This window comes from uncultured Plantibacter sp. (assembly GCF_963518075.1).
GTDB lineage: Bacteria > Actinomycetota > Actinomycetes > Actinomycetales > Microbacteriaceae > Plantibacter > Plantibacter flavus_A.
On the sequence record NZ_CAUQHZ010000001.1, the window covers coordinates 636,454 to 654,884 of the forward strand.

Here is an 18,431-nt window from a genome sequence, read left to right on the forward strand (position 1 = left end):
GGACCTTGTGCCGCCCTGCTCCAGGCCCCAGCATCAGGGCATGACTTCTCCCGCAGGCTGGTATCCCGATCCCGAGCAGCCCGGCCAGCAACGATGGTGGACCGGAGTCGGCTGGGGTGGGCAACGCGTGCCGGCGGCCGTGCCCGCTCCCCCGGCCACCGTCCCTCCTGCTGCTGGGGCGTCCCGGACGCGCCACCTCGGTCCGCTCCACATCGTCCTGCTCAGCCTGGTCGGAGTACTGTTGCTCGTCAGCGCCGTCGGTGGCGCGTTCTGGGCGATGCTCGCACTCGTCGCCCTGGTGGCCGTGGTGATCGGTGCGGTCGCGCTCGTCCGTGGTCGCGTCTCCTCCCTCGGGATCCGCAACCGCGGGATGGCGGCCGCGGTGATCGGTGCCGCCCTGTGCCTGGTCGTCGTGGGTGGTGGCGCCAACGCGGCCATCCACCCGGTCGCGCCCCGGCCGGCGGCGCTGTTGTCGGCTCCGGAGGGGACGTCCGCCGCCGAACCGAGTGCCACGCCGACCCCCACCCCGACCGACGTCGTCACCGAGGTGACTGAGGTGGTGGAGATCCCGTTCGCGGTGACCGAGGTCCAGGACCCGGACCTCGACGTCGGTCAGGTCGTCGTGACGACGGCGGGCGTCCCCGGGCAGCAGACGAACACCTACCGCGTCACCACGCGAGCCGGGGTCGAGATCGCTCGAGAGCTCGTCGCGCAGCTCGTGTCGGTCCAACCGATCGCGCAGGTGACGTCCGTCGGGACGCGGCAACCCGCTCCGCCGCCGCCTCCTGCGCCCGTCGCCGAGCCGGCCGGTGGAGGGTGCGACCCGAACTACGAGGGGCAGTGCGTTCCGATCGCCAGCGACGTCGACTGCGCCGGCGGGAGCGGCAACGGCCCGGCGTACACGCCCGGCCCGGTGTACGTCGTCGGGAGCGACGTCTACGACCTCGATCGGGACGGTGACGGCATCGCCTGCGACGCCTGAGCAACCCCGTTCGCGCTCGGCGGAAGCCCGGGTCCGAGCGGTGGGGCCGAGCGTATCGTCGCTGGCGAGGCGCCGGACGGTGTCTCGACGCTGACGGATTGGAGCGACGATGAGCGCAGAACTCAACGGCAAGCAGGTGGCCTTCCTGCTCACGGACGGCTACGAGGACAGTGAACTGACGAGCCCCTGGGAGGCGGTCACCGGAGCCGGAGCGACCGCCCGACTGGTGTCGCCCGCCACCCAGGATGTGACCGGGAAGAACGGACACGTCCAGCCCGTCGACGTCGCGGTCGCCGAGGCCTCCTCCGACGACTACCACGCACTGGTGCTGCCCGGCGGTGTCGTCAATGCGGACGACCTCCGCGTGGACGAGAGCTCGGTCGCCTTCGCGAAGGCCTTCTTCGAGCAGGGCAAGCCGGTCGGGGTGATCTGCCACGGCGCATGGATCCTCATCGAGGCGGACGTCGTCCGCGGTCGCGAACTCACGAGCTACCCGAGCCTGAAGACGGATCTGCGCAACGCGGGTGCATCCTGGGTGGACGAGGAGGTCGTCGTCGACCAGGGACTCGTGTCGAGCCGCACGCCCGATGACCTCCCGGCCTTCAATGCGAAGCTCGTCGAGGAGATCGGCGAAGGCGAGCACGAGGGCCAGCACGCCTGACTCCGGTCGCAGCGTGACGCACGAACGCCCGGTCCTGGTGGACCGGGCGTTCATGCGTGCGGGTCAGAACCAGCCGCAGATCGCGCGCAGCAGCTCGAGCAGCTTCCGGTAGAAGTCCATGAGACCCCCTCCTCTAATATCAGATGCTGATATCAAACATCAGACATTCTGACAGCACTTGGGACGCCGCACAGTCCCCGAAACGGCGGACACCGTGCGGCCGGCGATGACCTCCACACGCACGAACGCCCGGCCCCCTGGAGGGGCCGGGCGTCCGAGTGCTGTGTGGGGGCGGTTACGCCTTCTTGTTGCGGGTCAGCGCACCGTAGATGAGGAGCACGACGATGGATCCGCCGATGGCGAGGAGCCACGTCTGCAGCGAGAAGAACTCCTGCAGGTTCGCGCCGAAGAGGATGCCGCCGAGCCATCCGCCGAGCAGTGCGCCGACGACGCCGAGCAGCAGCGTGATCAACCAACCGCCACCCTGACGGCCCGGAAGGATTGCTTTGGCGATGGCGCCGGCGATGAGGCCGAGCAGCAGGAAGCCGAGAAAACTCATGATGTCTCCAAATGTGATCGCTGGATCGAACGGGGTGCCGGTCGACCGTGTTACCGCCCCCGCCGGTGGGCGGGGGCAGCCACTGTACCGCGAGGACTAGTGCTTGAACGCGTCCTTGACATTCTCGCCGGCCTTCTTGGCGTCGGCCTTCGTCTGGTCGGCCTTGCCCTCTGCGACCTTGCTGTCGTCGCCGGTGACCTTGCCCAGGGCTTCCTTCGCCTTGCCCGCGAGGTCCTCAGCGGCGTTCTGGATCTTGTCCGATGCACTCATGGCGTTCTCCTTCGTCTGCGTTGGAAACCGGTGATGATGTCCGGTCATCGGGTAAGACGCAGCTCAGTGGGTATTCGTCACGAAATCCGTCGAAAAACTTCCGGGGCGCAGTGGGTGTCCGATCGAATGCGAGACTGGACGTTCGTGTTCCGCCAGGCAGCGCCGCCGTCCAGACCCGCCAGGAGGTGAATCGCTTGAGGACAGCACCCCCTCGCTCGGGCTTCGCGCGCTTCCTCCGTGTCGTCCGCAACACGATGTTCTGGATCATCGGCGTGATCCTCGCCATCGCGCTGGTGATCTTCGTCTGGTTGCAGCTGACCCCGTGGCCCGGCTCGATGGTCATCCGCATGGCCTTCGACGAGCGGGCGAAGGTCGTGCAATCGGACCTCGTGAAGTACGTCCCCGACGGTGTCGACGTCCGACAGGACATCCCGTACCGCTCCGGCGACGCGGACGCGCTGCTCGACGTCTACACGCCCGATGGCGTCCGCGGGAGTGGCGCGGCCCTCCCGACGATCGTGTGGGTGCACGGCGGAGCCTGGATCTCCGGCAGCAAGGAACTCATCTCCAACTACATGCGCGTGCTGGCCGGAGAGGGGTACACGGCGGTCGCGGTCGAGTACACGATCGCGCCGGAGGGCCAGTACCCGTTGCCCATCGAGCAGGTCGCCGACTCACTCGGCTACCTCGACGCCAACGCACGCGCGCTCAACGTGGATTCGTCCAAGCTCATCCTCGCCGGCGACTCCGCCGGTGCCCAGATCGCCGCCCAGGTCGCGAACGTGGTCACGAGCTCCGAGTACGCCAGCTCCATCAAGGTCGAATCGCCGATCGAGCCGGAGCAGCTCGCCGGGGTGGTCCTCGCATGCGGGGCGTACGACCTCAGCCTGGTCAACGCCGAGGGCAGCTTCGGGTGGTTCCTCGACACGGTGCTCTGGTCGTATTTCGGTGCGCGCGACTACAAGACCCGACCGGAGGTGGCGTCCGCGTCCGTCGTCGACTACCTGACCGCGAAGTATCCGCCGACGTACATCACGGTGGGCAACTGGGATCCGCTCTACCCGCAGTCGGTCGAGTTCAAGGCGAGGCTCCAGGGCCTCGGTGTGGATGTGCAATCGATGATCTTCAACCCGGACTTCCGGCCAGGGCTCGAGCACGAGTACCAGTTCCTGCTCAACGACCAGGGTCGGTTCAACCTCCAGCGCATGGACGCCTTCATCGACGGCGTCACCGACACGAGCCTGCCGTTCGGCCAGCAGGGTCCGCCCGTCCGCTGAACGACCTGTGTCAGGGGAGGCGGATGCGTTCGCCGTCCTCGATGAGACGACCGTGGAGCACCGCCTGGGCGAGTGTCAGGTCGAGCCAGCGTCGAGCGGTCTCACCGAGGCGACCGTAGCCGAGCACGGACGCCGCCTGCATCGGCAGCTGCTCGCGGTCGACCTCGTGATCGGGGCTCGCGGTGATCACGAGCTCCATGGCGTTGCAGATCTCCGCGGGACTGATGTCGGTGACCGCGCGGTGGTCGCGATGCACGACCCGGCGGACGCCTCGCCACGTGACGACGTCGAGTCCGGTGGGCCAGGCGAAGCCGTTCTGGACGACGAACGCGTCCGTCACCAGCGCCGACAGCTCGGTGCGGGACTCCTCGGACGGTCGGTCGACGCCGAAGCGCCGAGCCACGATGGTCACGAGGCGAGGGACGGCGATCGGGCCCTCGGTCGTGAGGATCGCCGATGCGACCCGGGTCACGGCGGCCTTCGTGAGTTCGAGGTTGTCGAGGACGGATGCCGGGCCGATGACGGAGTCGTCGGCGAGCTCGAAATCGGTGATGGCGACGCTCAGCGGGACGACCGGGGCTGACGCGGTGACGGGGAGGGCGACCGGGTCCACCAGGCGGGTCGTGGACCGCGCGTCTCCTGAGGTCGCCTCGTCGACGTCCGTGCCGGCGACGGGCGTCCGAGGTGCGTGCGCGTCACCGCCGTCCAGTGGCGCCGAGTCGTCGGGCTGCAGCGCCTCGGGCGTCGGCGTCGGCCGAGGCGTGGGATCCGGCGTGCGCTGTGGCGAGTGGTCGGCTGCGGACTCGGCGTCGTTCGTGTCCGGTGCGACCGGCGCCGCGGGGGTCTCCGCCAGCGCGCGTTCAGCGCGTTCGCGCCAGGACTTCGGGAGCCACGTCGACTTCGCGACGAAGCCGTTCCACCCACGACTCACGGTGCCACGCTCCGCTCGGGGCGCGGGCTGGCAGAGCGACGACGCCCTGCGGGGTGGGTCGACGAGGTCAGAGGTGGCACCTCCACAGGATAGACCGCGGCGGACGTCCGCTCAGCTCGTCGTCTGCCGACGCGCCTCGCGTCGGCGCTCGCGTTCGAGGTCGGCGGCTGCAGCCTCGGCAGGCGTCGGAGCCGTCCCGCCCAGAGCGCGAGGTTGCCACCACGCCCCGGTGCCGTCGACGGGATAGTCGCGTTGCAGCTCGTCGATCATGCCCTGGAGGCGGTCGCGGAGCTGCTCGGTGCTCGCGCCAACATCGGCGCCGGGCGCGACGGTGATCGGCTCGCCGAACGAGAAGTGCACGGGGACCCCGAACCGTTCGCGGAAGCCGACCCGGTGGTTCTTCGTCAGGAGGCGATGACCACCCCAGACCGCGACGGGGATGATCGGCACGCCGGCCTCCTGCGCGAGGCGGACCGCGCCCGACTTGAGCTCGCGGACGGTGAACGAGGCGCTGACGCCGGCCTCGGGGAAGACCCCGACCAGCTCGCCGCTGCGGAGCGCTGCGACGGCGTCGGCATAGGCGGCCGCACCGGCACGCATGTCGACGGCGATGTGCCGCATGCTCCGGAGGAGACGGCCCACGATGGGCTGGTCGAAGGCGCCCTGCTTGGCCATGAACCGGATGCGGCGGCGGTTGTGGAGCACGGTCGCCCACTCGACGAGTGCGAACTCGAGGTACCCGAAGTGGGTCATCGCGATCACCGCACCACCCTCGTCGGGCAGGTGCTCGATGCCGCTGGTGTGACGGCGCAGGCGCCAGAAGCCGAAGAGGGAGCGACCGACACCGACGGCGGTGTCGTACACGGGCTCATTGCGGCGTCTCATGGCGACACCGTACGACAGGGACCTGGGGAACTACCGGGCTGGGGGTGCCTCGGGACCCTTCGCCGGCGGACCGCACGCCCGATACGATCGCAGGATGACGGTGACGCAGACGGGCCGCTCCCGCGGCAGCTACGCCAAGACGGCGGCACGACGCCGGGAGATCCTCGAGGCGGGGATGGACGTCTTCGCCGAGCAGGGCTTCCGCAGCGGATCGCTCCGCGAGGTCGCGGAGCGCGTGGGCATGAGCCAGGCCGGCCTCCTCCACCACTTCTCGACCAAGAACGATCTGCTCGCCGCGATCCTCGACTTCCGCGACGACCGGGATCGCGAGGAGTCGGGCATCGAGATCGGGAGCGGCATCGAAGGCATCCGCGGGCTCCTCCGCCTCGTCGAGCACAACATGCGCGTCCCCGGTCTCGTCGAGCTCCACTGCGTCCTGTCCGCCGAGGCGACCTCACCGGACCACCCGGCGCACGAGCACTTCGTCCGGCGGTACAGCTGGTTGATCGACGGGATGACCGTCTCCTTCGAGGTGATGGCGCGCGAGGGTCAGCTGGTGGACGGCATCGAACCCGCGAGCGCAGCGCGCATGCTCATCGCGATGATGGACGGTCTCCAGCTGCAGTGGCTGCTCGATCGTGACTCCGTGGACATGGCCGAGGAGACCCGACGATCGCTTCGACCTCTGCTGACGGTCGAGCTCTAGCCCGGCGCTCGCCCGTCGTGACCGGGAGTTCTCCACATCCGGCGTCACGCATCCGTCCATCACTCATATCTGATATTAGAGTTGGGCTGGCTGCGGGACAACGCGGAGGGGAAGTCCTTATTTTGACTAATTCAAAACAACTCGGTACGGTGGCTGCATGAACGGATCGGAGGTGGAGTCGGCGACGAACGACTTCCACACGAGGATCCGGGCCGCTGGGCTGCGGGTGACCACGGGACGTCTCGCCGTCCTCGAGATCCTCGCCCGGACACCGCACGCCGACGTGGAGCAGGTCGTCGCTTCCCTGAAGCCGCGAGCACCGCAGACCTCCCCACAGGCTGTGTACAGCGTGCTCAACGCCTTCGTCGCAGCCGGCCTTGTGCGCAGGATCGAACCGGACGGCCATCCCGGCCGGTACGAGCTGCGCGTCGACGACAACCACCATCATCTGGTGTGCAGCTCGTGCGGCGCCGTGGTCGACGTCGACTGTACGCAGGGCGCGGCGCCGTGCATGCACCCGGACGACGCGGCGGGGTACCTGATCGATGCGGCCGAGATCACGTTCTGGGGAGTATGCCCCGCGTGCCAGGCGGATGCCGCCTGACACCGTTCCACAGACCACTCGACGGCACCTCCATGCCGATCGTCAGCTGTCACCGCCAGGGTGGCAGTGCTGAATCCATCCGACCGTCCGACCAGCCCCACCCTCGAGGAGAGACATGTCCGAGACCAGCTACACCACCACCAACAGCGGAGCACCCGTCGCGAGCGACGAGCACTCCCAGAGCGTCGGCGCAGACGGAGCGATCGCGCTCCACGACCACTACCTGGTCGAGAAGCTCGCGCAGTTCAACCGCGAACGGGTACCGGAGCGTGTCGTCCACGCCAAGGGCGGTGGTGCGTTCGGACGGTTCGTCACGACCGGCGACGTCTCCCGGTTCACGCGTGCCGCACTGTTCCAGCCGGGCGTCGAGACCGAGATGCTCGCACGCTTCTCCACCGTCGCCGGTGAGCAGGGCAGCCCCGACACCTGGCGCGACCCCCGCGGCTTCGCGCTGAAGTTCTACACGAGCGAGGGCAACTACGACCTCGTCGGCAACAACACGCCGGTGTTCTTCATCCGCGACGGCATCAAGTTCCCCGACTTCATCCGCTCGCAGAAGCGACTCCCGGGCTCGCACCTGCGCGACCACGACATGCAGTGGGACTTCTGGACGCTCTCCCCCGAGAGCGCACACCAGGTCACCTGGCTCATGGGCGACCGCGGTCTTCCGGGCTCCTGGCGGCACATGGACGGGTTCGGGTCGCACACCTACCAGTGGGTCAACGCCGCAGGCGAGCGCTTCTGGGTGAAGTACCACTTCAAGACCGACCAGGGCATCGAGATCCTCACGCAGGACCAGGCCGACCAGATCGCCGGCGAGGACGCCGACTTCCACATCCGCGACCTCTCCGAGGCGATCACCCGCGGCGAGCACCCGAGCTGGACGCTCTCCGTGCAGGTCATGCCGTACGCCGACGCCGCGGGCTACCGCTTCAACCCGTTCGACCTCACCAAGGTCTGGCCGCACAGCGACTACCCGCTCATCGAGGTCGGCAGGATGACCCTTGACCGCAACCCGGAGAACTACTTCGCGCAGATCGAGCAGGCGACCTTCGCGCCGTCGAACTTCGTCCCCGGGATCGCTGCGAGCCCCGACAAGATGCTCCTCGCCCGCATCTTCAGCTACGCGGATGCACACCGCTACCGCGTGGGCACCAACCACGCACAGCTGCCGGTGAACGCCCCGCACGCGCCGGTGCACACGTACTCGAAGGAAGGCGCCATGCGCTACACCTTCAACGACGCGGACGCGCCGGTCTACGCACCGAACTCGGTCGGTGGCGCCCACGCCGACCCTGCGCGTGCCGCTGAGTCCAACGGCTGGCAGTCCGACGGCGAGCTCGTGCGGGCAGCCGCGACGCTGCACGCCGAGGACGACGACTTCGGTCAGGCCGGGACCCTGGTGCGCGAGGTGCTCGACGACGCCGCCCGCGACCGTCTCGTCGGCAACATCATCGGGCACGTCTCGAAGGTGACGCGAGCGGATCTCCGCGAGCGGGTCATCGCCTACTGGACCGCCGTCGACGGCACGCTGGGCGCTCGCGTCGCAGCAGGCCTCCCGCCGCTCGTCTAGAGCCCGGCGCCCAACATGCGGAAACGGTCGCCATCCCTCGCGGGTGGCGACCGTTCCTGTTCGTTGGCGGGGTCAGAACCCCATCGGGCCACCGCCACGACGGGGCACGCCGCCGGTGCCCTCCGCGAGGCCTCTCGCGCGTTCGCGCTCGACCTCCGCGTCGTTGTCGTGCGAGCGGTGTTCGTCGGCCGAGCGCGCGGCGCGGTCTCGCCGTGACACGTACCAGACGGCCGCGACCGCCAGGAGGACGAGCGCGGCGAGGATGACGATGGTGCCGATGTCCATGTGATGCTCCTCTCCTCGTCCATCGACCCTAACGAGGCCTCAGATGCACGCAACCCCCTCACCCGACGGGCGAGGGGGTTGCGAACGGGGGTGTGTGATCAGCCGGCGACCTGTTTGGCGCGGGCGAAGACCTTCTCGATCTCCTCGCGACGACCCGGCTGCTTCAGCGACAACGGCGAGGGGTGCGGAGCGTTGAAGGCGCTGTACGTGTTGCCGAGCAGTGGCTCGACGTGCTTCCACCAACCGTCCTGAGCGTGGGGTCCGCAGAGGACGACGACGCGCAGGTTCTTGAGGAGCGGCAGGAGGGCGCGCAGTTCCATCGCGCCCTGGGCGACCTCGGGCGCGTTCGGCTTCTTCCGCCCGGCGCTCAGGTACCACGGGACGATGTTCCACACCATGACGTCGTCGAAGCCGATGTCGTTCCGCAGATTCCAGAGGCTCTCGGCGATCGGGTCGTCGTTGTCGACCGAGGCGAACCCGGATCCCGGCGCGTCGAGGCTGTCGGGGGCCAGGGTCCCCGGGGCGTCGAGGAGGATCAGTGTCTTCGCGTTGACGGCCGCATCGGCCGGGTCGACGAGCGGGAGGACGAGGTCCGCCTGCCGCCGTCCTCGGCGGGTCATCATCGCGTCCGACCAGTCGCGCAGCGGCGCGAGTGCCGGCGACTCGGCCAGCATGCGGTGTCGTTCGGCCAGTTCGTCGGGGTCCTGCAGCCCGCGAGGGGCATCCATATGCATCTTCCGAGCGTAGCCCGTGACGGCTGCCCCGTCATCGTCTGTGCCGGTTCTGAGGCTGAAGATGCTGCACAGGACGGTGGATCCGCGCCCGTCAAGCCGGGGCGGACCGGGTTGACGCGGGCCTAGGCTGGCCAGGATGACTGACGAGCGAACCGCCCCCGACGACCGGACGAAATGGCGCGCGTTCGCCATCTGCGTGTCGGTCGCCGCCCTCACGATCCTCGACCTCTCGAAGGTCAACGTCGGACTACCGTCGATCGAGCAGGCGCTCGACGCCGGCCCGACCGCCCTGCAGCTGATCGTCGCCGGGTACGCCCTGGCGTTCGGTCTGATCCTCGTGCCCGCCGGGCGCTACGGCGACCTGCACTCCCGGCGTCGCATGTTCATGATCGGCCTGAGCGTGTTCGGAGCGGCCAGTCTCGCCTGCGCCGTCGCTCCGAACGTCGGGATCCTCATCGGCGGTCGGATCCTCCAGGGCATCGCCGCGGGTCTGCTGATGCCGCAGGTCATCGGGCTCATCCAGCAGCTGTTCGTGGGCAAGGAGCGTGGCCGCGCCTTCGGTCTCTTCGGAGCCATCATCGGCCTCTCGACGGCGTTCGGACCGACGCTCGGCGGCCTGCTCATCGCCATCGGCGGCCCGGAGGACGGCTGGCGCCTGCTGTTCTGGATGAACGTCCCGCTCGCGATCATCCTGTTGCCGATCGCCGCTCGACTGCTGCCCAAGCAGCAGCCGCACGAGGCGGGCGCCGGATCGCTCGACCCGGTGGGCATCGTGTTCCTCGGTCTCGCCGTGCTGTCGCTCATGCTGCCGTTCGTCCTGACGACCGGCTCCCCGGGCGACGACCCGGCGCGCTGGTGGCTGCTGGTCGCGTTCGCCGTCTTCGCCGGCCTCTTCGCCTGGTGGGAGGGTCGTTATCAACGCGCCGGGAAGACACCCGTCGTCGACTTCTCCCTGTTCAAGCTCGGCAGCTACCGCAACGGCGTCCTGATCTCCACGACGTACTTCGCGGCGATGCCGGCCACCTTCCTCACGCTCACGCTGTTCGTACAGCAGGGGCTCGGGCTCGAGCCGGTCTTCGCGGGCATGATCACGATCCCCTTCGCCCTCGCCTCGGCCGTCAGCTCGTGGTTGAGCGGTCGGGTCGTCGACCGACTCGGACGGCCCCTGGTCGTCGGTGGGCTCGTGCTGGTCGTGGTGGGGTTCAGTCTCAACTCACTCCTCGCGTTCATCACGCCCCCGGAGATCACGCCGTACGCGATGGGTGCAGCGATGCTCCTCGCCGGCATCGGCGGTGGCGCGGTCATCTCCCCCAACCAGACGCTGATGCTCGCGGACATCCCCGTGGCCTCCGGTGGTGTCGCCGGATCGATCGGCCAGCTCGGCCAGCGCATCGGGACCGCGGTGGGACTCGCCGCCGCGACGGCGACGTTCTACGCGACGGTGTACTCCGAGAACGACGGCGGCGCCTCCGGTGCGTCGCTCGACGTCTATCACGACGCGTATCGCAACAGCACCCTCGTCACGATCGGCTTCGTGGTCGTGGCGCTCGTCTTCGCGTCGCTCGACGCCCGTTCCCGGAAGGTCGCCGCTGCCGAACCCGACGCCTCCAAGTAAGGGTGACCTGAGTTAGGGTAGCCTCAGCCGCGGCTGTCGGAGCCGCCTGAGGAAGGGGCCCGAGTGGCTCGCACGAATGCCGAGACGGCGCGCATCAAACCCGAGGCGGCGACCCTCCTCACGCTGCGGGTCGTCCGCCGCTCGCGCGTCTCACCGAACATCGCCAGGGTCACCCTCGGTGGCGGTGACATCGTCGACTTCACCTTCCTCGGTTACGACCAGTGGTTCCGGTTCTTCATACCGGTCTCCGAGGGCGGTCTCGAGCGGCTGCCGACCAAGCTCGACATGCTGGCCTACGCCAAGTACCTCGCGATCTCCAGGTCCGTGCGACCGGTGCTCAGGAACTACACGGTGCGGGATTTCCGTCGCGACGGCCCCGACGGGCCGGAGTTGGACATCGACTTCGTCATCCACGGGTCGGCCGCCGAGGGGACCGCGGGGCCCGCGGCGAGCTGGGCCCGGTCGTGCGAGGTGGGCGATGCGGTGGGGCTGCTGGACGAGGGGCGCATGTTCAACCTCCCGGCCGACGTGGATCGAGTGCTGTTGGTCGCCGACGAGACCGGGCTCCCCGCCGTCGCAGGCATCCTGACCTCGCTTCCGGCGTCGACCGTCGGGACGGCGATCGTCGAGATCCCCTCCGCGGAGGACGCGCAGGACGTGCGTGTCCCGGACGGGGTCGAGCTGCGATGGGTGGTCCGAGAGGATCCGCACGACGTCCCCGGACGAGCGGCGCTGGCCGCCGCGACGGCCCTCGGGGTGCCGCCCGCCCCGTGCTACGGGTGGGTCGTCGGAGAGCAGTCCCTGGCGGCGAACGTGCGTCGGCTCTGGGTCCGTGGTGGCATGCCCAAGGACCGTGTCATGTTCTGCGGCTACTGGAAGGTCGGCAAGGCGCACTGATCGGCTGACGGTGTCGGCGTTCGGGTCGGCCATGCGGTGAATTGGGTCGATCACCCGAATTCGGGGTGTCACCGACGTGCTGCGCTGACGGCTCCACTAACCTCACGACATGCCCTCTTCCGCCGGTGCGTCCGGAAACACGATCGGTGCGCTGCCGACCGGCGTCGCGACGGGTCTGATCCGGACGGTGACCGGCGGATCGGCCGACCGGGCGTTCGAGGTCGATGTCCCCGAAACGGCCTCGAGCGGTGTGGACACGTCGTCGGACTCGCACGACGCCCTCCGCAGCTGGGACGTCGTCCGCTCCACCTTCGGACCAGGTGAGGCGCTCACCTTCGACGAGCGCTACCGGTACGCCCAGCTCCCCCTGATCGACGCCGACCACCCGCTCGCGCTCGCCGCGAGTCCTGACGGCGTCTACCGTGGCGGGCGATACGCCGAGGCGCGTCTGGCGGTCGTCGTCCCCGTCCCGATCGAACGACTGTTCGTCGATCCGATCTTCCTGAGCTACGAGGCCGATCTCGCCTCGGCACCCTTCGCACCCAAACTCGCCCGAGGCATCGAGCTCCGACGTGCCCACCGCTTGCACGCGACGCTCTCCTCCATCGACGCGGACTCCGGGTTCCTCGACTGGCTGCGGACGAGCGTCGGCGCGTTCACGCCCTTCCGGGTCAGGCTGGCGGGCCCCGTCATCGGTGGCTTCAACCGCGGACGCTGTTACCTCCCCGCCATCGCGGACGCCTTCGCCCCCATCCAGCGGGCGGTCGGCGGGCGTCCAGCACCGCTCGTCGGGGTGGGCCTGCACCACTTCCGCGATGAGCTCGACGCCGCCGAGACCGCGGCGCTCGCCGCATTCCTCGAGCGTTGGCGCGACGTCACCCTGTTCGAGTGGACGGTCACCGAGCTGGCGGTCACCTCGACCAACGACGACCTCGTGCTGAGCGGACGCACGCTCGCCCGCATCCCGCTCCACGCGGTCGAGTGACGCCCTGGGGCTCCGGGGTCAGCTCGCGGTGAGTCGCCTGACCATCGGGAGGTCGGGCGTCGCCCAGTCCAGCCCGAGGAGCCGTTCGCGGGTGACCCAGCGCAGTTCGTCGTGGTCCGTGCTGTGGACCGGGGGCGCGCCGAGGAAGGTGATTTCGTAGCAGGCGAGGTCGATCACGAGCTCGCCCACGGTGACGGTGGAGCGGTCCAGCAGCGCCCCCACAGCGACGTCGGCGTCGAGCTCCTCGCACAGCTCGCGTGCTAGCGCGTCCTGCGGCCGCTCGTCGGCCTCGACCTTGCCGCCGGGGAACTCCCACAGGCCGCCGGACGCCCGCCCGGGTGCCCGCCGGCAGGCGAGCACGGTGTCGTCCTGCGTGGCGACACCCGCGACGACCCGGATCGTGGTGGTCATGATGCGCTCCCGTCCCATGGCGTCGTGGTCCGTCTCCAGGCTAGGGGACGTGGGATCGAGCGCGCCCGACGCCGCTCCACAGACGGCTCCCGCGCGGCTGGCGTCACCCTGCGTCCCGCGGCGGCGCTGCGGTCGGTGGTGCGTGCCAGACTGACAGCGATCGGAGGCGGACCAGCCCCCGGCAGTCGTCTCGAAAGGCACCCACCGCACCGATGTTCCTCCTCGACGGTTCCGCCATCACGAGCGCCAGCGACCTCTCCAACGCCTCCCACTGCGAGTTCGCGTTCCTGCGCACGGTCGACGCGAAGCTCGGTCGGATCGAACCGATCGTCGAGCCGGAGGACGAGATGCTCATACGGACCTCCAAGCTCGGCGACCAGCACGAGCTGCGGGTCCTCGAGTCGTACCGCGCCGAGTTCGGCACCGGCGTCGTCGAGCTCGACCGCCCCGACGTCCGAGACACGGTGGCGCTCGCCGCAGCCGTCGAGTCGACGATCACGGCGTTCCGCGACGGAGCCCCGGTCGTCTTCCAGGCCGCGTTCTTCGACGGATCGTTCATCGGCTTCGCCGACTTCATCGTGCGCCGGCCCGACGGCCGGTATCGCGTGCAGGACACCAAACTCGCGCGCTCGCCGAAGGTCACCGCCCTCCTCCAGCTCGCCGCCTACGTGGAGCAGCTGGAGACGGCCGGGATCCCGGTCGACGACGACGTCGACCTCATCCTGGGAGACGGCACCGTCAGCACCCACGCGGTGGCCGACATCCTGCCGGTGTACCGTCGCCGTCGTGCGCGCCTGCTGCGGATCGTCGCCGAACGGCTCGAAGCCGACGCCCCGGTGGCCTGGGGCGACCAGCGATACAGCGTCTGCGGACGATGCGCGTGGTGCGACGCCGAGATCACGGCCTCACGCGACGTCCTGCTGGTGGCCGGGCTCCGGTTGACGCAGCGCGACCGCCTACTGGCGGCCGGCATCGCCACGATCGACGATCTGGCGTCGCTCACGCTCACCGGATCGACCGAGCGACCAGGGCCGCACGGGCTGTCGGGTGGCGCCCGCGGGACGGTCGACGGCATCGCCGAGAGCACGCTCGCTGCGCTGCGCGAGCAGGCGCATCTGCAGCTCGAGCCGTCACCAGCCGCCGGCGTGCCGGCGTTCCGTGTGCACGACGCCACGGCACTCGGGCTCCTGCCGCAACCCGATCCCGGCGACGTCTTCTTCGACTTCGAGGGCGACCCGCTGTACACCGAGGGCGAGCCGGGTGACGCCCGCCGGGGCGACCGCACGAGGTGGGGCATCGACTACCTGTTCGGCCTGGTCGACACCGACGGCCGGTTCCGATCCTGGTGGGCGCGCGACTTCCATGAGGAGCGGACGGCGCTGATCGACTTCCTCGCCTACCTCACCGCCCGCCGTGCCGAGTTCCCGGGCATGCACGTGTATCACTACGCCGCCTACGAGCGGACGCACCTGCTCTCGCTGGCCGCCCGGCACGGGGTCGGGGAGGACACGATCGACGACCTCCTCCGCGAGGCCGTGCTGTTCGACCTCTACCCGTTCGTCCGCAAGACGGTGCGTGTCGGATCGCGGTCGTACTCGATCAAGAAGCTCGAGCCGCTCTACATGGGTGAGGAGCACCGCGACAGCGACGTCACCGACGCCGCGGCATCCATCACGGCCTACGCGGAGGCGCGCGAGCTCAGTCGGAGCGACGACCCGGAGCTCGTCGCCGAAGGCGAACGGAAGCTCGCCGAGATCGCCGAGTACAACGCGTACGACTGCGAGTCGACCCGTCGGCTGCGGAACTGGTTGCTCGACCTCGGTGCGGAACGGGGCGTGCTGCCGGGCACCTTCGTCACCGACGCACCCGAGCCCCTGGTGGACGAACCGACGCCGCTCCACGACGCGCTGACGGCGTTGGCCGGCGACCCCCTCGACCCCGAACGCTCCGACGACGCCACCGCGTATGCGCTCGCGGCGGCCGCCATCGACTACCACCGGCGCGAGCACAAGTCGTTCTGGCAGGAGCACTTCTCCCGACTCATCGCCGCGCGCGACGAATGGGAGGACACCCGGAACGTCTTCACCGTCACCTCGGGAGTCGTCGAGCGCGACTGGTTCCGCGAGGGACGGCAGCGCAGCGACCGCCGTCACATGCGACTCAGCGGCCGATGGGCCCCCGGCAGCAGTGTGAAGGTCGGCGCCGACCCGTTCGCGGTCTACGACCACCCGGGACCGTACACGCTCCCCCGCGCCGAGCCCGGCTCGCGACCGGCCGGGCAGATCACGGTCCTCGAGGTCGACGACGACTCCCTGCTCATCCAGGAGACGCTCAAGACGGATCGTGAGCCCTACACGGAGCTGCCGGTCGCGCTCACGCCGTCTCCTCCCCCGCGACCCGGAACACAGGTCGATGCGATCGCCGAGTGGGGGCAGGCGGTCCTCGACGCCGCTCCAGGGTGGCCGGACGACGGCGTCGTCGACGTCCTGCGGCGACGGCCGCCCCGCACGAGCTCGGGTGAGCCGCTCCCCCACCGCGGAGACGGGCGGACGATCGAGGACGTGACCGCCGCGTTGCTCGACCTCGACGACTCGGTGCTCGCCGTCCAGGGGCCGCCCGGAACCGGCAAGACCTACGTCGCCTCGCACGTCATCACGGCCCTCGTGCACCAGCACGGCTGGCGGATCGGGGTCGTGGCGCAGTCGCACGACGTCGTCGAGAACCTCCTCGAGCGTGTGGTGAAGGCGGGGCTCTCCCCCGCGCTCGTGGCGAAGACCCTGCGATCCGGTGCCGACCCGGATGCTGAGCGCGGCTACACCGTCCTCCCGGCCAATGGTCATGGCGCGTTCATGGCCGAGCAGACCGGCGGCTTCGTCATCGGCGGGACGGCCTGGGACTTCAGTAATCCCAACCGGTTCGACCGGAGGTCGCTCGACCTGCTCGTCGTCGACGAGGCTGGTCAGTTCTCGCTCGCCTACACGATCGCGGCGAGCGTCGCCGCGCGGAACCTCCTGCTCCTGGGCGACCCGCAGCAGCTGCCGCAGGTGAGCCAGGGGACGCATCCCGAACCGATCGACACCTCGGCCCTCGGATTCGTGGCCGACGGTCGCGACGTCCTCCCTCCGGAACTCGGCTATTTCCTCCACGAGACCTGGCGGATGGACGCCGCGGTCACCGAGCCGGTCTCGCGGTTGTCGTACGGCGGCGAGCTGCGCTCGGCAGCGGCCACGACGAAGCGGCGTCTGGAGGGTCGTGTGCCGGGACTGCACGTCGTCCCGGTCCACCACGTCGGAAACGCGACGAGTTCGCAGGAGGAGGCCGACCGCGTCGCGGAGCTCGTCCGGTCGACCATCGGGCTCCGCTGGACCGATCCGGATGCCGGCCGCATCGACGACCCGGTGAGCGAGGTCGACATCATCGTCGTCTGTCCCTACAACGCCCACGTCGCCGTCGTCCGAGCGACGCTCGACGCGGCCGGGTTCGACGCGGTGCGCGTCGGGACCGTCGACAAGTTCCAGGGTCAGGAGGCCGTCATCGCGATCGTCTCGCTGGCCGCCTCCTCCCCCGCCGACGTCCCGCGGGGCATGTCGTTCCTGTTGATGAAGAACCGACTGAACGTCGGTATCTCCCGCGCCCAGTGGGCGGCGTACCTCGTGCACTCCCCCGCACTCACCGAGTACCTGCCGGTCACGCCGGAGGGCGTCGCCGAGCTCAGTGCCTTCATCCGGTTGGTCGACGGCCACTGACCAGCTCTGCGGCCGCAGCGGAGGAACGAGAACTCCGTCGCGCCGCGTCGGTACGACCGTTCTGTGCCGCCTTCGCGAGCCACCGCCGACGCTGCTCCACGGTCGAATCCTTCACCCGACCGAACCGGTTCACGGCGACGGGCTTGACCCCGCAGAACCTGAGCGTGGTGGTGCGGAGTTGCTTCACCGTCGTGTCGCCGACGAGCGGGAGGTACCACCACGGTGAGTCGGTCGTGACCATCACCCGCCCCGAGCGGCCGGCGAGCAGTCCCTCGGGGAGACCGTTGTCCTTGGTCCGGTAGGCGCGACGGGGAAGCAGCAGGCGATCGAAGAACCCCTTGAGCAGCGCCGGCACCGATCCCCACCAGACCGGCGCCACGATCACGAGGTGGTCCGCGGCGAGGATCTGCTCCCACGCTCGTTCGAGGTCGGGCTCCAGGTCTTGACGGCGGGTGTACCCGAGGCGGAGGTTCGGCTCGAACGCGAGGTCGCGCACGGCGAGGACGGTCGCGTCGCCGTGCGCCTCCGCGTAGCTCGCGGCGAGGGCGGCGCACAGGGACCCGGGGTTCGGGTGTCCGTCGATGACGAGGGTGGGCATCAGTTCTCCATCAGTTGTAGGTCTGGACAGTGCCAAGAATCTGGACACTGTCCACTTCTGGCCGGAACCGACGGTACGGGTACGATGTTGCTTGTGTCAAGATCGACGACGGCGTACCACCACGGCAACCTCGGGCCGGCGCTCGAGGACGCTGCGCTCGAACTCATGCGGACGCACGGCCATGCCACGCTGAGCCTGCGAGAGGTCGCACGTCGCGCCGGAGTCAGTCACAACGCGCCGTACCACCACTTCGGCGACCGGACCGCGCTCCTGAAACGGTTGAGCGAACGCGGCATTGCCGAGCTCTTGGACGCCATGCGCGAGGAGCGGCAGGCGACGGCGGGTCGAGACCCACAGGAGACGGCCGTCCGGATCGGTTCGACCTATGTGCACTACGCGGCGCAGCATCCGGAGCGGTTCCGCCTGATCTACGACCCCGAAGTCTGTGTCCCCGGCTCACCCAGCGAGGCTATGGCGCCACTCATCGGTGGCGTCGAGGCGCTGCTCGCCGAGACGACGGCGTCGCTGGCCCCCGGTGCCGAGCCGCAGGTCATCGCCGCTCTGACCACGGCGGTCTGGGCCGCGGTCCACGGGCTCGCGGAACTCGTCGTCGCCGGACACATCTCCGAGGCTGAGGCCCGACCCGCGCTGGAGGCGTTGCTCACGCGACCCTGAGGTGGTGTCCCGCATGGAGCCTCTACACGATCGTCAT

Annotated in this window: 19 protein-coding genes; 11 read left to right on the forward strand and 8 right to left on the reverse strand. The window is 69.5% G+C overall.

Annotated elements, in window-relative coordinates:
- The first annotated feature begins 40 nt into the window (after window positions 1-40).
- Window positions 41-982 carry a G5 domain-containing protein gene (locus tag RWN05_RS03040; RefSeq protein WP_314138439.1) on the forward strand — a complete coding sequence of 314 codons (942 nt, stop codon included), beginning with the start codon at window positions 41-43 and terminating at the stop codon, window positions 980-982.
- A 109-nt stretch (window positions 983-1,091) separates the two neighbouring features.
- Window positions 1,092-1,643 carry a type 1 glutamine amidotransferase domain-containing protein gene (locus RWN05_RS03045; RefSeq protein ID WP_079003748.1) on the forward strand — a complete coding sequence of 184 codons (552 nt, stop codon included), beginning with the start codon at window positions 1,092-1,094 and terminating at the stop codon, window positions 1,641-1,643.
- Window positions 1,644-1,938: 295 nt separating this feature from the next.
- On the opposite strand, the gene RWN05_RS03050 is transcribed toward RWN05_RS03045, so the two are convergent.
- Both RWN05_RS03050 and RWN05_RS03055 read right to left on the reverse strand, forming a co-directional pair.
- Complete coding sequence (locus tag RWN05_RS03050) at window positions 1,939-2,202, reverse strand: GlsB/YeaQ/YmgE family stress response membrane protein (RefSeq protein WP_079003747.1); 264 nt, start codon at window positions 2,200-2,202, stop codon at window positions 1,939-1,941.
- Window positions 2,203-2,298: 96 nt separating this feature from the next.
- Complete coding sequence (locus RWN05_RS03055) at window positions 2,299-2,472, reverse strand: CsbD family protein (protein WP_064294062.1); 174 nt, start codon at window positions 2,470-2,472, stop codon at window positions 2,299-2,301.
- A 194-nt stretch (window positions 2,473-2,666) separates the two neighbouring features.
- Between RWN05_RS03055 and RWN05_RS03060 the strand changes: the two genes are divergently transcribed.
- Window positions 2,667-3,749: an alpha/beta hydrolase gene (locus tag RWN05_RS03060; protein WP_175116600.1), complete on the forward strand. Its 1,083-nt coding sequence runs from the start codon at window positions 2,667-2,669 to the stop codon at window positions 3,747-3,749.
- A 10-nt stretch (window positions 3,750-3,759) separates the two neighbouring features.
- Here the strand turns inward: RWN05_RS03060 and RWN05_RS03065 are convergent, their stop codons facing one another.
- Together RWN05_RS03065 and RWN05_RS03070 are read right to left on the reverse strand one after the other, a co-directional pair.
- Entirely contained in the window at window positions 3,760-4,680 is a 921-nt protein-coding gene (locus RWN05_RS03065; protein ID WP_314138443.1) for a hypothetical protein, read from the reverse strand.
- Between the two features lie 111 nt (window positions 4,681-4,791).
- Window positions 4,792-5,565, reverse strand: a complete 774-nt coding sequence (locus RWN05_RS03070) for a 1-acyl-sn-glycerol-3-phosphate acyltransferase (protein WP_079003744.1) — start codon at window positions 5,563-5,565, stop codon at window positions 4,792-4,794.
- 94 nt (window positions 5,566-5,659) lie between these two features.
- Between RWN05_RS03070 and RWN05_RS03075 the strand changes: the two genes are divergently transcribed.
- From RWN05_RS03075 to RWN05_RS03085, 3 genes are all read left to right on the forward strand, one after another.
- Entirely contained in the window at window positions 5,660-6,271 is a 612-nt protein-coding gene (locus RWN05_RS03075; RefSeq protein ID WP_153303561.1) for a TetR/AcrR family transcriptional regulator, read from the forward strand.
- 157 nt (window positions 6,272-6,428) lie between these two features.
- Window positions 6,429-6,875: a Fur family transcriptional regulator gene (locus tag RWN05_RS03080; protein ID WP_079003742.1), complete on the forward strand. Its 447-nt coding sequence runs from the start codon at window positions 6,429-6,431 to the stop codon at window positions 6,873-6,875.
- Window positions 6,876-6,990: 115 nt separating this feature from the next.
- On the forward strand, window positions 6,991-8,448 hold the full coding sequence (locus tag RWN05_RS03085) for a catalase (RefSeq protein WP_314138448.1): 1,458 nt from the start codon (window positions 6,991-6,993) through the stop codon (window positions 8,446-8,448).
- Between the two features lie 72 nt (window positions 8,449-8,520).
- Here the strand turns inward: RWN05_RS03085 and RWN05_RS03090 are convergent, their stop codons facing one another.
- Window positions 8,521-8,733, reverse strand: a complete 213-nt coding sequence (locus RWN05_RS03090; protein WP_079003740.1) for a hypothetical protein — start codon at window positions 8,731-8,733, stop codon at window positions 8,521-8,523.
- Window positions 8,734-8,831: 98 nt separating this feature from the next.
- Entirely contained in the window at window positions 8,832-9,467 is a 636-nt protein-coding gene (locus RWN05_RS03095) for a uracil-DNA glycosylase (RefSeq protein ID WP_158596626.1), read from the reverse strand.
- A 136-nt stretch (window positions 9,468-9,603) separates the two neighbouring features.
- Here RWN05_RS03095 and RWN05_RS03100 point away from each other — a divergent pair, with 136 nt between their 5' ends.
- The 3 genes from RWN05_RS03100 to RWN05_RS03110 all read left to right on the forward strand — a co-directional run bounded on the left by RWN05_RS03100 (window position 9,604) and on the right by RWN05_RS03110 (window position 12,964).
- Entirely contained in the window at window positions 9,604-11,082 is a 1,479-nt protein-coding gene (locus RWN05_RS03100; RefSeq protein ID WP_079003739.1) for an MFS transporter, read from the forward strand.
- Between the two features lie 63 nt (window positions 11,083-11,145).
- Window positions 11,146-11,979, forward strand: coding sequence for a siderophore-interacting protein (locus tag RWN05_RS03105; RefSeq protein WP_314138452.1), 834 nt, complete (start codon window positions 11,146-11,148; stop codon window positions 11,977-11,979).
- A 109-nt stretch (window positions 11,980-12,088) separates the two neighbouring features.
- Window positions 12,089-12,964 (forward strand): hypothetical protein, encoded by an 876-nt coding sequence (locus RWN05_RS03110; RefSeq protein ID WP_079003737.1) that lies wholly within the window; start codon window positions 12,089-12,091, stop codon window positions 12,962-12,964.
- Window positions 12,965-12,982: 18 nt separating this feature from the next.
- On the opposite strand, the gene RWN05_RS03115 is transcribed toward RWN05_RS03110, so the two are convergent.
- On the reverse strand, window positions 12,983-13,375 hold the full coding sequence (locus RWN05_RS03115) for a (deoxy)nucleoside triphosphate pyrophosphohydrolase (RefSeq protein ID WP_079004075.1): 393 nt from the start codon (window positions 13,373-13,375) through the stop codon (window positions 12,983-12,985).
- 212 nt (window positions 13,376-13,587) lie between these two features.
- On the opposite strand from RWN05_RS03115, the gene RWN05_RS03120 reads away from it, so the two are divergent.
- Entirely contained in the window at window positions 13,588-17,121 is a 3,534-nt protein-coding gene (locus tag RWN05_RS03120) for a TM0106 family RecB-like putative nuclease (RefSeq protein WP_314138456.1), read from the forward strand.
- Here RWN05_RS03120 and RWN05_RS03125 read toward each other — a convergent pair.
- Window positions 17,096-17,719 (reverse strand): NAD(P)H-dependent oxidoreductase, encoded by a 624-nt coding sequence (locus RWN05_RS03125; protein WP_314138458.1) that lies wholly within the window; start codon window positions 17,717-17,719, stop codon window positions 17,096-17,098. The genes RWN05_RS03120 and RWN05_RS03125 overlap by 26 nt on opposite strands.
- Window positions 17,720-17,812: 93 nt before the next feature.
- Here RWN05_RS03125 and RWN05_RS03130 point away from each other — a divergent pair, with 93 nt between their 5' ends.
- Complete coding sequence (locus tag RWN05_RS03130) at window positions 17,813-18,394, forward strand: TetR/AcrR family transcriptional regulator (RefSeq protein ID WP_314138460.1); 582 nt, start codon at window positions 17,813-17,815, stop codon at window positions 18,392-18,394.
- Window positions 18,395-18,431 lie beyond the last annotated feature (37 nt).

Bases quoted from the DNA above. Each gene is read 5' to 3' on its own strand.
- RWN05_RS03040 (WP_314138439.1), top strand. From the start codon at position 41: ATGACTTCTCCCGCAGGCTGGTATCCCGATCCCGAGCAGCCCGGCCAG.
- RWN05_RS03045 (WP_079003748.1), top strand. From the start codon at position 1,092: ATGAGCGCAGAACTCAACGGCAAGCAGGTGGCCTTCCTGCTCACGGAC.
- RWN05_RS03050 (WP_079003747.1), bottom strand. From the start codon at position 2,202: ATGAGTTTTCTCGGCTTCCTGCTGCTCGGCCTCATCGCCGGCGCCATC.
- RWN05_RS03055 (WP_064294062.1), bottom strand. From the start codon at position 2,472: ATGAGTGCATCGGACAAGATCCAGAACGCCGCTGAGGACCTCGCGGGC.
- RWN05_RS03070 (WP_079003744.1), bottom strand. From the start codon at position 5,565: ATGAGACGCCGCAATGAGCCCGTGTACGACACCGCCGTCGGTGTCGGT.
- RWN05_RS03075 (WP_153303561.1), top strand. From the start codon at position 5,660: ATGACGGTGACGCAGACGGGCCGCTCCCGCGGCAGCTACGCCAAGACG.
- RWN05_RS03080 (WP_079003742.1), top strand. From the start codon at position 6,429: ATGAACGGATCGGAGGTGGAGTCGGCGACGAACGACTTCCACACGAGG.
- RWN05_RS03085 (WP_314138448.1), top strand. From the start codon at position 6,991: ATGTCCGAGACCAGCTACACCACCACCAACAGCGGAGCACCCGTCGCG.
- RWN05_RS03090 (WP_079003740.1), bottom strand. From the start codon at position 8,733: ATGGACATCGGCACCATCGTCATCCTCGCCGCGCTCGTCCTCCTGGCG.
- RWN05_RS03095 (WP_158596626.1), bottom strand. From the start codon at position 9,467: ATGCATATGGATGCCCCTCGCGGGCTGCAGGACCCCGACGAACTGGCC.
- RWN05_RS03100 (WP_079003739.1), top strand. From the start codon at position 9,604: ATGACTGACGAGCGAACCGCCCCCGACGACCGGACGAAATGGCGCGCG.
- RWN05_RS03110 (WP_079003737.1), top strand. From the start codon at position 12,089: ATGCCCTCTTCCGCCGGTGCGTCCGGAAACACGATCGGTGCGCTGCCG.
- RWN05_RS03115 (WP_079004075.1), bottom strand. From the start codon at position 13,375: ATGACCACCACGATCCGGGTCGTCGCGGGTGTCGCCACGCAGGACGAC.
- RWN05_RS03120 (WP_314138456.1), top strand. From the start codon at position 13,588: ATGTTCCTCCTCGACGGTTCCGCCATCACGAGCGCCAGCGACCTCTCC.
- RWN05_RS03125 (WP_314138458.1), bottom strand. From the start codon at position 17,719: ATGCCCACCCTCGTCATCGACGGACACCCGAACCCCGGGTCCCTGTGC.